The sequence below is a fragment of the Pseudofrankia asymbiotica genome (assembly GCF_001983105.1).
Lineage (GTDB): Bacteria > Actinomycetota > Actinomycetes > Frankiales > Frankiaceae > Pseudofrankia > Pseudofrankia asymbiotica.
The window spans coordinates 1-11,308 of record NZ_MOMC01000134.1; the positions used below are offsets into that span (position 1 = coordinate 1).

An 11,308-nucleotide genomic window follows, 5' to 3' on the forward strand; every position below is an offset into this window, starting at 1 on the left:
CCGCCCGACAACCAGGAGACCGATCACCACACAAGATCCGGAAGACAGCCGCTCAACCGAGCTGAACAGCTACGGACTACCAGCGGAAGAACGAAGACCGCACCAGGCGACCGAAGCCTCCCCGGCGGTGCGCCGCAGAGCATCGCACGTTTCACAACCCACTCACAAGTAGTTCCTACACATCCCTGTAGAGGATCACGAACAGCCTGCCAGKGGTTTTGAGYCTTCAACGGAACCACGCACGCGAGTACCACCGGCAAGGACTGGCCGTCAACGACAGGAATAACTAGTCCGACGGCAGATCACCACGAGGTTTCGTTACACAGAGCGAGCATCGTCACGCATATGATCCCCAGGCCCACAGCGCACGGATGGCATGCCGGACTCCGAACAGTGAGCAGAATTTCTCGCCAACCTCTGGCAAGACCATCCGCGGTCTGCCATAGTGGCTCACCACCCACACACAACTCCGCGCCAAGGGCGCAACAATGACGCGCCCCTTGGACCGGCAACCACCAGGCATGCCCGCAACCGGCCATGCCCGTGTTCAGCCCGCCGACCCACCGGTTTCACCGACCCGACGGTCACCCCTGCCATAACCCGCCTACGCCCTTACCCGCCCTGAACAGCACTCCCGGCCACCACATCCGCCGGGCATTCAGCCCTGCCCATACACCGACGACCCCATGCCCTCATTCCGCCAGACCAGGGACTCACGCCGGCGACCACTGCCAGGAGGGCGCCTTGTCGCGCCCGCGCACCGCCAGTGCCACAACACCGGCGCAGCAACGCCGTGCCCGGCGAACCGACAGGACGCAGGAAGGAGCGCACCGATGAGCCGGCGCAAACACCTCGCCCACGCACCAGGCCAGCCAGCCGACTCACCGCCACCAGCTCCCACCACGCTGTCCAGACCAGCCACCCAAAAACCGCCCCCGACACCACCGACCACCCCACACAGCGCCCCCGCCAACGAGCCCGCCAACGAGCCCCACACCGACCACCCCACCCCGCACGAGACCACCCCGGACCAGACCAGCCCCGATGATCCACACACCACCCCGACAACCAGCGCCGGCGACACCAGCATCGAGGACGCCGCGGACGCCCATTCTGCGGCGACCAGCCACCCGCCACCCCGCCGTACAGCAGGTCGCCACCGTCGCCGCCGATCACCTCTACGCACGATCGGCCTACTCCACGCCGTCGGCCTACCCATCCTCGGAATCCCAGCCCTACTGATCATGCTGCTGTCCGGCGCCGACGCCCCCCTCGACACCGACAGCCATCGCACACCAGCCACCCCAACCACCACCGACCGCGACTACCCCATGCCCACCCTCAACCCCGCCGTCCTACCCGCAGGCCTCACAGCCCTCGGCGGCGCGCCGGGGCAGGTCCCCACCGACAGTCTCGCCACCGCCGCCGCCTCCCCCGGCACCACCGGCGGCTTGGTCCGGCTCACCGCGGCCGACCGCCAGATCCCCACTCGCGTCCTGGCCGCCTACCAGCAGACCGCCACCACCCTGAGCACCGAACAACCTGGCTGCCACCTGCGCTGGCAGCTCCTCGCCGGCATCGGCAAGGTCGAGACCAACCACGCGACCGGCCGCGCCATCAGCACCGACGGCACCATCACCCCGGCGATCCTGGGCCCCCGCCTCGACGGCAGCGGCGGCTTCGCCCGCATCGCCGACACCGACTACGGCAGGCTCGACCAGGACACCACCTACGACCGCGCCGTCGGCCCGATGCAGTTCCTCCCCGGCACCTGGACCAGTGCCGGCCGCGACGGCAACCACGACAACACCAAGAACCCGAACAACATCGACGACGCCACCCTCGCCACCGGCACCTACCTGTGCGCCCACGGACGCGACCTGGCCAACCCAGGCGACCTGTACGCCGCGATCCGCGCCTACAACCCCTCCGACACCTACGTCCGCGCCGTCCTCGCCTGGACCACCGGCTACACCAACACCACCCCCAGCCCAGGCACCCAACCCACACCCGCACCAACCCCGGCACCCACCCCGACCCCGCCGAGCACCCACCCCACCGCGCCAGCCACACCCTTCCCGATCATCAGCCTGACCCCACGAAACACCACTCCGACACCCACACCCGACCGACCCACCACCCCAGCCTCCACCTGCCCGCCGATCACCCTGACGACCAGCACCCTCGCCGCGACAACCACCAGCACCACCCTCGACATCACCGGCCGCTACACCACCACCGGCAGCGGCCTGACGACCGTCATCCACGCTGAGGCCCGCGACACCGCCGGCCACATCCTCACCACCACCGACACCACCATCCCCACCACACCACCAGCCGGTCCCGCCCTGCTCGCCCGCGTCCCTCTCGACCACCTCGCCGCCCCCGGCCAGACCACCACCATCACCGTCACCCTCACCACCACTCCGACCGGCTGCCTCACCCAAACCTTGATCACCCTCACCATCACCGGCATCACCCGGCCCAACACCCCTGGCACGCCGACCCCCACCGCCAGCAACCCAGCTCCCCCCACATCAGCCAGCCAGCGTTCCGAAACCCCGGGCTCGACACCGGCGACACCATGAGCACCCTGACCGCCAACCCGAGCCGCGGCGAGGGACTGTTTCGCCATCGCGGGTGTAGGCGGTCCGGCTCGAGCTGCTGGGCGTGGCCTGGCGGAGAGAACGGATCATGACCGAGATGATCGGCTCCAGACCGACCCAGATAGATCATCAGCAGCTGGCCACAGAGCTTGTGGCGAAGGCCCGGGCCGGGCCGGGCGTCAACCTCTCGCTACACGGTCCCACCAGAAACCCCGGACAGCACCGATCACCTGCGCCTCAGCAAACTTGCCGGAGCCCTGCCCACGGGGCCGGCGGAGGTGCGTCAGCGGGGCCAGCCGGCCACGTTGTCGCCGGTTTCGCGGCTGATGCCGGAGCCGGTGTCGGTCCAGGTTCCGAACCTCTCGCGGTGTAGGTGGGCGAAGAAGTAGCACATGGCTTCGCACTCGGCGTCGAGGATCGCCATCGTGGGGTTGGTCGTCACAGCGTCGTAGAAGGCGCGGCCGAGGGCGACGATGTAGCCGCGGCAGTAGAGGAAGCCGTCGTCGGAGCCGTCGGTGACCTCGTGGATGTCCGCCCGGTCGATTCCATGGAGCCTGCGTTCGAGGACCCGGTCGAGGGCGACCAGGTCCTCGCTCGACAGGGCTTCGGACAGGCCGCGCAGCGCGTCGAGGAACGGGTCCAGACAGTCGTCGATCGCGTAACGGTCCGCGAGTTCGTCGTCGTTCGGGTCACGCTCGATCAGCGCGCGGCGCAGGGCCAGTGGTTCGGGGCCGAGGCTGGTCCAAGCCGTCTCGATCAGCGCCCAGAACCTGGCCTCCTCGGCCGCGGTCGGCAGGATCCCCCCGACACTCGCCGCCTCCGTCATGTGCCGGATCGTAGCGAGCCAGCGGGTCGTCACCGCATCGAGCGCAGCCGCCGGGAAGCACTGTCGAATCTCCAAACGCCGAACCCCTGCCCGTCGAACGCGTGATTGGCTACCCGCATGGCCGCGTCTGACGTTGCTATACCGGCGAACTGGAACGGCGGCTTCTACGAACTCGCGATCAACCTCGGACCACCCGACGACGCCCGACTCGAATCCGCCCTGGCCGCGACGTGGGCAGCAGCGGGTGTGGCCGGGTGCCTCGCCCGCGGCGAGGACGGCGAGTTTCGCCCCGCACCGTGTACGTTGCCGTCGCTGGAGAGGTTCGGTCACCTCCACGGCGCGGTGAGGCTTCCCGACGGCGGCGACGTCGTATGCGGCGCCGTCACGATCCGCGAGGACCACGGCGACGACTGGCTCGACTTCTACCTCCCCCTGGGCGCACTGGCCGACCACGACCCGAGGGTAGGAGGGTTCCCCTTCGGCGACGACGGCGGCAACATCTCGCGCGCCTGGCGCGAGCCGATCGACACCTGGCTGGCCAACGTCGCGACGGCGGTCCATGAAGGCGTCCGTTACCGCTACGCAGTGATCGGGTTCGAGGTCGCCGGGCTGTCATTGCAGGAGGTCACCGGTGGACCCAGCCGGTATGACCACGTCCTGCATCACACCGGCGAAGGCCTTGAGCAACTCCCCACCATCCGATGGGACTTCGGCATGCCGGCGTGAGCGGCCACGTCCGCTAAGGAGGTGTACGGAGGATCTTGTCTCCGCGTGATTCCTCTTCGGTCTTGCTGGGTTCAGGTTATGCGGTTAGCGCTTCTGGTGTCACGGTGATCTCGCTGGTTTTCTGTGGGCTGGTTGTGGCGTCGACCTTGGCGAGGATTTCGAGGCCGAAGTAGCGGTGGTTCTCGGTCCATTCGTCGTTCTGTTCGGCGAGGACGGCGCCGACGAGGCGGATGATCGCGTCGCGGTTGGGGAAGATACCGACGACGTCGGTGCGCCGGCGGATTTCCTTGTTCAGTCTTTCCTGTGGGTTGGACGACCAGATCTGCCGCCAGATCTCGCGAGGATAGGCGGTGAGGGCAGTCAGGTCGGCCTTCGCGCCTTCGAGGTGCTCGGCGGCGGTGGGGAGTTTCTCGATCAGGGCGTCAACGACGCGGTCGAACTGGGCGTTCACCTCGGTGGCATCGGCCTGGTCGAAGATCGTACGAACCAGGGTCGCGACCCAGGGCTGCGACGATTTCGGTGTCTTCGTGAGGAGATCGCGCAGGTAGTGGGTCCGGCAGCGCTGCCAGGACGCGCCGGGCAGCGTCGCGCCGATCGCGGCGACCAGCCCGGCATKGGCATCCGAGGTCACGAGACGCACGCCGGTCAGGCCGCGGGCGACCAGCGAACGGAAGAACGCCAGCCAGCCGGCGCCATCCTCGGACGAGGCGACGTCGAGACCGAGGATCTCCCGGTGCCCGTCGCCGTTGACGCCGACCGCGAGCAGGCAGTGGACGTTGATCACGCGGCCGCCTTCGCGGACCTTCATCGTCAGCGCGTCGGCCTGCACGAACCGGTACGGACCGGCGTCCAGCGGCCGCGACCGGAACGCCTCGACCTGGGCGTCCAGGTGGGTCGCGAGCTCGGAGACCTGCGACTTCGAAATGCCCGAAACGCCGAGTTGCTCCACAAGCCTGTCGACGCGGCGCGTCGAGACCCCGAGCAGATAGGAGGTAGCGACGACCGAGATCAGCGCCTGCTCGGCGCGCCGGCGCCGGGTCAGTAGCCAGTCCGGGAAATAGGAGCCCTCACGCAGCTTCGGGACCCGCAGCTCGACGGTGCCAGCCCGGGTGTCCCACTCCCGGTTCCGGTAACCATTCCGACGATTCACCCGATCGGCCGAGATCTCGCCGTATTCCGCGCCACACAGCGCGTCCGCCTCCGCGGACATCAGGGAATCCGCGAACCTTTTCACCAGCGCCCAACAGATCCGGACTCGCCATCATCAGTTCCTTGCCGACCAGTTCCGCATCAGGCACAGTCGGTCGCACGGCCATCGCAGTGTTCCTCCGTCTTCGAGATCTTTGGTCGGTTCTCGAAGAGGATCACGCGGTGGCCGTCTCACATCACGGACCGCCACTCCGGTAGGTCACTACTCGATCACATGCCGTACACCACGTCCGTGGACTCCACTGCGTGAGCCCGAAAATCCTCCACCACCGGCTGTGTTCGTTCGAGGTTCGACCCAGTTCCCTGGAATGACACAAAAGACCTCAACATCGCGACGGCCTGTCGCGGCAGACCACGGATCCAACAGCCTTTCCTGGGCATGAAATCCAATTACCCATCTCGTGGCCAGACGCGAGTCCGTCCGATTATCGCTATCACGCCAGCGAAAGTTTCCTACAACCTCGAACATCCTCAGCATGACAGGCTGTGACCGCAAACCCTGCCGGCGCGACCCCTGACCGGGGCCAAACCGGCGACGAACCGCGACACAGCCGACGGCACGAGCCGCCACCAACCGGCACGACCAACGACCACGCCAGCCAGACCTCACGCCCGAATACCAAACACCGCAGCACAAAACGGCTATGAACAGCAGACCCCGTCAGCCGACGACAATAGCTCAGCGGGTTAGGGAAGAAGACTCATAACCCTCCGGTCGCAGGTTCGAGCCCACCCGCCCAACGCTCAACTTCCGCGGCTTTTACTTGTTCCCGCGTGCTCGACCCACCTGCCACCGGTCCGATCGTTGGCGGTAGCCACACCACCAGCCATCTACGGTTCGGACTACCCCCATGTCTGGCACGATCTCACCTGCCGCCCCGACGGCCGGTCCTAGCTCATTCATTCCAGGCCTTCAGCCTTTCCGGCTCCTGCAAGCTACCGCTCCGCGGCCAAAGCTGAAAGCGCCATTCGTCGCCAGGCTTAGTCGACCCTGGCCAGCCACGCGACACAAATCCACGGCCCACGATCCTTACGACGTACCTGCCTGGCGGTACGTCGAGCCGCAGGTTCTGGATGGTCGTCGCCGACTCATACCAGAGCCCGAAAGAATCGACGTCGATCGAGGCCGTGAATGCCTCTTGCCAGTCGTCCAGGTCATCCAAAGGCCTCGCACTCCACCGCTCCACCCGCAATGGCATCTCAAAGTTGTTCTGATGCGGCGAGAGAACTACCAACAACGGACCTTCCTGAGAAATTTTGCCACTCGCGATCGCATCGTCCACGACTTCCGAGTAATCCACCTCATCCAAGAGATTCGTGTACAGGTAGAACTGACCGTAGTCATAGACGGCCGTCACCGACTGTACGTGCTCAAGTATCGGACTGCCCACGCTGCCCGCCGCATCCATAGCGTTTACCGAGTCCATCTCATTCACTGAGTCCACCACCTCCACCACGTCATGCGCACGCACGCTCATCGCCCCGACATAGTCGATGGTCTGGATCAGGCTCCGCAAGGCAGATTCTGCGTCCGGACTGTTGCCATGACCAGTGCCCCGTCCGCCCGACAAGGAAGATCACTGGCGGTCCCGAAAAGCCATCGTAGGGTCAGAAGGTCAGGTCGTCCCAGGCGATGGTGATCGGGATGGGGTTAGCGATCTCGGGTGGGCCGCCGGCCTCGTCCTTCATGAAAGTGCCGAGGTGCTTGTAGATCATGCTGGCATGGTCGAGCGCGTAGCGYTCGATGCTGGTAACGCCTTCGCTGTCGAGCCTAGTGATCCAGTAGTGCGGGATACCCGCACGGGCGTACTCACCCAGCTTGTCCGTGGTGTCCTGGGTCTCCGAACCAGGCGAGACGATCTCGACGACGAGCAGGGCATGCTCGGCGCGCAGCCGTTCACCACGGGCGCGGTCAAGGCAGCGGTACAGGATGACGTCGGGACGGCGATTGAGCAGCGGGATGTCCCGCAAGCGCAGGTCCACATCGTTGTTGACCGTCAGGCAGCCGTACCGGCCCGCCGTCACCGCGCTGCGGGCGTGCCGCTCCAACAGGTTGGCCAACCGCCGGCCAGCGGTCTGATGGTCCGGGGTCGGAGCCTCGCAAAAGATGATGTAGCCGTCGACGATCTCGATCGACCGGGCGATGTCCTCCGACAGCGCCTCATACTCGCCGGCCGTCACCCGAGCCGGCTGCGGGCGCAGACCATGCAGCCAGCTGTCCTCCGGCAGGGCCGTCGTCACCATCGCCTCCCAGCCAGGTTGGTCGTCGTCCGTCCACGGCTCACTGGACCGCTGTCCACTCACTCGCCCCAGCGTAGATCCCAGGCACGTGGCCGCGTACGCGCACCGCACGTGGGATACAGGGCCGCCCGGCCCTGTATCCCACGACAGAAGCCGACCACCCGAACACGACCGCACCGTCTATGATCATCGCCAGGCCCAGCCCCGAGGATCGGACGTTCGCCCGCGAGCCGAGATCGGTAACCGCCACCGGGAGTCACGCCCCCAGACGCCGCCCCTGAGCGGCCCTCCCCCGCCCCGCGCTCATCCCTCAAGGAGCAGTCGATGCTGCCGGCGAAGGGCGTGGGCGTATTGGTCGACTCCCCCCTCGGACACTCTCCTTCGTACATGATCGCCGGAGGCTTGGCCTCGGCGATCACTCGGTGTGCTCCTGGTTCGTAGGTAAGCTGGAGTCCGAGCTGGGCGTAGATCTCGGCTTTGTCCGCCGGGTCGGCCTGCGCCAGAACGGCGACGATGTCGCCCACAGCAACGACGAGGTCGGTGATCTCGCGTTCGGTCATGCGCTGGCGACCAGTGGTCACACGGAGGCGGGCTTGGGCGGCGGCGCGTTCGGTGTTGGCTTTGGCGGTCCAGCGGGCGACGAGGGCGGGATCGGTGCCGGCTTCCAGGGCGAGCCGGTAGCGCTCGAGCTTGAGGTCGCAGTCGGTGATCGCCCGTCGTGCCTGGGTGAGGTCGTCGTCTTGGCTGGTGGTGGTTTCGTCGTTCTGGGCGGCGGTGAGGGCGGCGATGGTTGTGTGCAGTCGGGGTGGGGTGAAGGCGCGGGCGAGCCAGTGGTCGAGGTGGGGGACGATGAGTTCCTCGCGGACGTAGACGCTGCGGGGGTGCTTCACGTGGTTGGCGAGGGCGTACTGGTCGGGGTAGACGCAGCGGTAGTGGGGTTTGCCGTTGTTCCAGCTGCCCTGCATCCGCCGCTGACAGATTCCGCAGTGCATCAGGCCGCGCAGTTGGTAGGGGTGTCGGGTGCGCTTGGGTTCGCGGGGGCCGCTGGGATCGGCTTTGCGAGCGTTGTAGCGGGCCTGGACCTGGGCGAAGGTATCGTCGTCGATCAGTGATGCGTGGACGACGTCCGCTGAGTAGATCCAGGCGTCGGGGTCGTTCCAGCGCATGCGGATTTCGTAGCCGAGGGCGACATCTTCGACGTCGAGGAGGATCTCGTCCTTGCGTTGGCGGTTCCAGACCTGGCGGCCGGTGTAGCGAGGGTTGGTCAGGATCGCGCGCAGCGCTCCTTTGGACCAGGCGATGCCGGTGCGGTGGGGGTTGCGTGCCGGGTCGTGGGCGGACGGGCAGGGGATGTCGTCGGCGGTGAGTCCCTCGGCGATCGCGTACAGCCCGCGGCCCGCGACGTACTCGCGGAAGATCCTGGCGACGATGGGGCTGGTAACCGGGTCGGGTTCCAGGACGTGGAGGCGTTTGCCATCTGCGGCCTTGGCGGGGTTCGGGTGCGGGCCGGCGTCGGCGATGCGGTAGCCGTAGGGCGGGCGGCCGCCGAGGTAGCGGCCTTCAACCTTGGCCTGGGCGGCCATCGCGCTGCGGACTCGGATCTTGATGCGGTTGCGTTCGCCCTTGGACATGCCACCGAACACGGACATGATCAGGTCATGGGCTTCGGAGTTCGGGTCGACCGGGCCGCCGACCTCGGGGACCCACAGCTGCACGTTGTAGTGCACAAACAGCGGGAAGACGAGGCTGAACTGGTTGCCGTAGAAGGCTCGGTGTGGTTCGCCGATCACGACCGCGTCGAAGCCGCGGTCGGCAGGTCGCGCGCCTGCCCGAGTCTTTCCAGCGCCCCCAGATCATGACAAGTAAGCACAAGACAGTAATGATCTTGCCGGTGATCGCTATACGGCGTGGGAAACCATGTGACTCGGGACGGTGAGCAGATCGGGATGGCCCCGTGATGACGTTGCCGGAGACCCGGCACCTCGCCGAGCGCCTGACCGCCGCGATGGCCGGCACGGAGAATGCACATAGACGCGCGATGGCGGAGTTTGAAAGCCTCGACAGTCGTTGTTGGCTGCTGCTGGACGCGGTCGCCCGCTGGTCGAGCTACCTGTACGGCCCGGTGATCAATGGGATCACCGACCGGTCGGCCATCGCCGCAGCGGGGGTCAGCGGGTTCGATGCCGTGATTGCAAGTTTGTACCCCGACAGCCGTCTGCGAGAACGCGCCGCACTGGTCCTCACCGCCTTGGACTCCTCTGTCGCGGCGTCCGCGCTCGCGGTCCGGCTGCTCGACCACGTCAAACAGGTCCGCGTACAGGCCCGGATCAGCCTGCGACCCCGCCGCGGCCACCGCCATCCTCGGCGTACTGCTCGCGGGACCCGACCGGCGACCCACCACCTCGGCACTCACCAACGTGCGCGACACCCTGCTGAGCAGCGTGCCCGCCGAGGACCTCGTCCGCTCCCTGACCCGCGCAGCAATCGACGCCAGGTACGGCGGTGGGCGTTCGAGCTGGGCCATGAGCAGGCCGTATTGACCCCGGACCACCTGACTCAACGCCGACCGCGACGACCCGGACCAGTGGTTACCTGCCACCTGCGCACGATGGCTGACACAGACAGACTACGGACATCGACTCGCCACCCTCCTGACGGCCAGCTCGGCCGAGGCCCGCCTCGAGGCACTCACGGCCCTACCAGACGACGACCTCGACGACGACACTCTGCGCAGGCTGCTGACCGACCGGCCCCGAAGGTCCGGGAGACCGCGCGCTGGCGGGCAAAGCGGCGCGGCATCGACCTCGCCGCCTTCCACCGCCAACAGTTGGCAGACCTTGGCCTCACCCCGCACCGGCGACCGCCGTGGCGCCGGGATCATCCCGACCAGATCATGTATCGGATCAACGAGCGGATGTCCGCCCTATACGCGCGAGGATCATCGACCCGACGGATCACAAATATATCGGCCTTCCGTCCGGTCCGTCATAGTATCCAGGGGCCGCTACGAGCACCGAATCGAAGAAGCGCTCGACCTCGTTTTCGGAAGTCTCTGAGACAGACGATCGCCCGAATGCCAGCAGGAGTTCTGGTGCCACCACGGTCAGTCCACCATTGACGAAATCTAGACGTGTCAACGACGCCAGTGAACTAATAACCTGTTCCGCAGGAAGCGCGAGAACTTCCATTTCCCGGAAAATGATAGTATCACCATTTTCCTCCGGCCTGAATATTTCCACCGCCTTCACTCGCCCTCGCTCAGGGTAGATCCCGATTGACATGCCGGATACAAAGTGAGCGAGGCGAGGCTCGACCGGCCGTCCAGGTACCGGAGGTCTGCGGCCGGGAAATCCCGCCAACTCTGCTCCAGCGACCTCGAAGTCCATCCCTATTTCCAATGACCCGACACTTACAGGTGGAAGCAATTCAAGTCGCACGATGCACCCTCTACCATCCCCTTTAATACGGCAAAGCCAGCTGGACGTAAACTTGACCAGGAATCTGTCTCAACTCCTGATAGGCTCCGTTGCCAGCCAGACCCTCAATCATCTCTCCAATTGCATTATTATAGACCCCGGGGAATCTAGACACGACATCGCCAATTTCATTCATCATCGCTTGGTCGATCCGCCCGGATCCCACCAGCTCTTTCTGCATCATCAGCCAGGATTGCGATGGAAGGCTACTGCCTGTCGAATAT

At 66.1% G+C, this 11,308-nt stretch carries 8 protein-coding genes and 1 pseudogene; 2 read left to right on the forward strand and 7 right to left on the reverse strand.

What is annotated here, in order from left to right:
- Window positions 1–833: 833 nt before the first annotated feature.
- Window positions 834–2,588 carry a lytic transglycosylase domain-containing protein gene (locus BL253_RS38200; protein ID WP_198946563.1) on the forward strand — a complete coding sequence of 585 codons (1,755 nt, stop codon included), beginning with the start codon at window positions 834–836 and terminating at the stop codon, window positions 2,586–2,588.
- A 301-nt stretch (window positions 2,589–2,889) separates the two neighbouring features.
- Here BL253_RS38200 and BL253_RS38205 read toward each other — a convergent pair whose 3' ends face one another.
- The gene (locus BL253_RS38205) at window positions 2,890–3,432 is read right to left on the reverse strand and encodes a DUF4240 domain-containing protein (protein WP_076822972.1); all 543 of its coding nucleotides are present in this window, start codon (window positions 3,430–3,432) and stop codon (window positions 2,890–2,892) included.
- 117 nt (window positions 3,433–3,549) lie between these two features.
- Here BL253_RS38205 and BL253_RS38210 point away from each other — a divergent pair, with 117 nt between their 5' ends.
- Window positions 3,550–4,158, forward strand: coding sequence for a hypothetical protein (locus BL253_RS38210; RefSeq protein WP_241835520.1), 609 nt, complete (start codon window positions 3,550–3,552; stop codon window positions 4,156–4,158).
- Between the two features lie 76 nt (window positions 4,159–4,234).
- Here BL253_RS38210 and BL253_RS38215 read toward each other — a convergent pair.
- The 6 genes and pseudogenes from BL253_RS38215 to BL253_RS43330 all read right to left on the reverse strand — a co-directional run.
- A pseudogene (locus BL253_RS38215) lies at window positions 4,235–5,474 on the reverse strand (IS256 family transposase).
- Between the two features lie 789 nt (window positions 5,475–6,263).
- Entirely contained in the window at window positions 6,264–6,884 is a 621-nt protein-coding gene (locus BL253_RS38220) for a hypothetical protein (RefSeq protein WP_076822973.1), read from the reverse strand.
- Between the two features lie 91 nt (window positions 6,885–6,975).
- Window positions 6,976–7,548, reverse strand: coding sequence for a Uma2 family endonuclease (locus tag BL253_RS38225; RefSeq protein WP_241835521.1), 573 nt, complete (start codon window positions 7,546–7,548; stop codon window positions 6,976–6,978).
- A 119-nt stretch (window positions 7,549–7,667) separates the two neighbouring features.
- Window positions 7,668–9,398, reverse strand: coding sequence for a recombinase family protein (locus BL253_RS45030; RefSeq protein WP_274535312.1), 1,731 nt, complete (start codon window positions 9,396–9,398; stop codon window positions 7,668–7,670).
- A 1,164-nt stretch (window positions 9,399–10,562) separates the two neighbouring features.
- Complete coding sequence (locus BL253_RS42070; RefSeq protein WP_131831697.1) at window positions 10,563–10,994, reverse strand: hypothetical protein; 432 nt, start codon at window positions 10,992–10,994, stop codon at window positions 10,563–10,565.
- A 73-nt stretch (window positions 10,995–11,067) separates the two neighbouring features.
- On the reverse strand, window positions 11,068–11,308 hold a 241-nt coding region (locus tag BL253_RS43330), incomplete at its 5' end, for a hypothetical protein (protein WP_206745145.1).

What these genes read in the sequence shown, in the direction of transcription:
- BL253_RS38200 (WP_198946563.1), top strand. Translation starts at nt 834, where the DNA reads ATGAGCCGGCGCAAACACCTCGCCCACGCACCAGGCCAGCCAGCCGAC.
- BL253_RS38205 (WP_076822972.1), bottom strand. Translation starts at nt 3,432, where the DNA reads ATGACGGAGGCGGCGAGTGTCGGGGGGATCCTGCCGACCGCGGCCGAG.
- BL253_RS38210 (WP_241835520.1), top strand. Translation starts at nt 3,550, where the DNA reads ATGGCCGCGTCTGACGTTGCTATACCGGCGAACTGGAACGGCGGCTTC.
- BL253_RS42070 (WP_131831697.1), bottom strand. Translation starts at nt 10,994, where the DNA reads ATGGACTTCGAGGTCGCTGGAGCAGAGTTGGCGGGATTTCCCGGCCGC.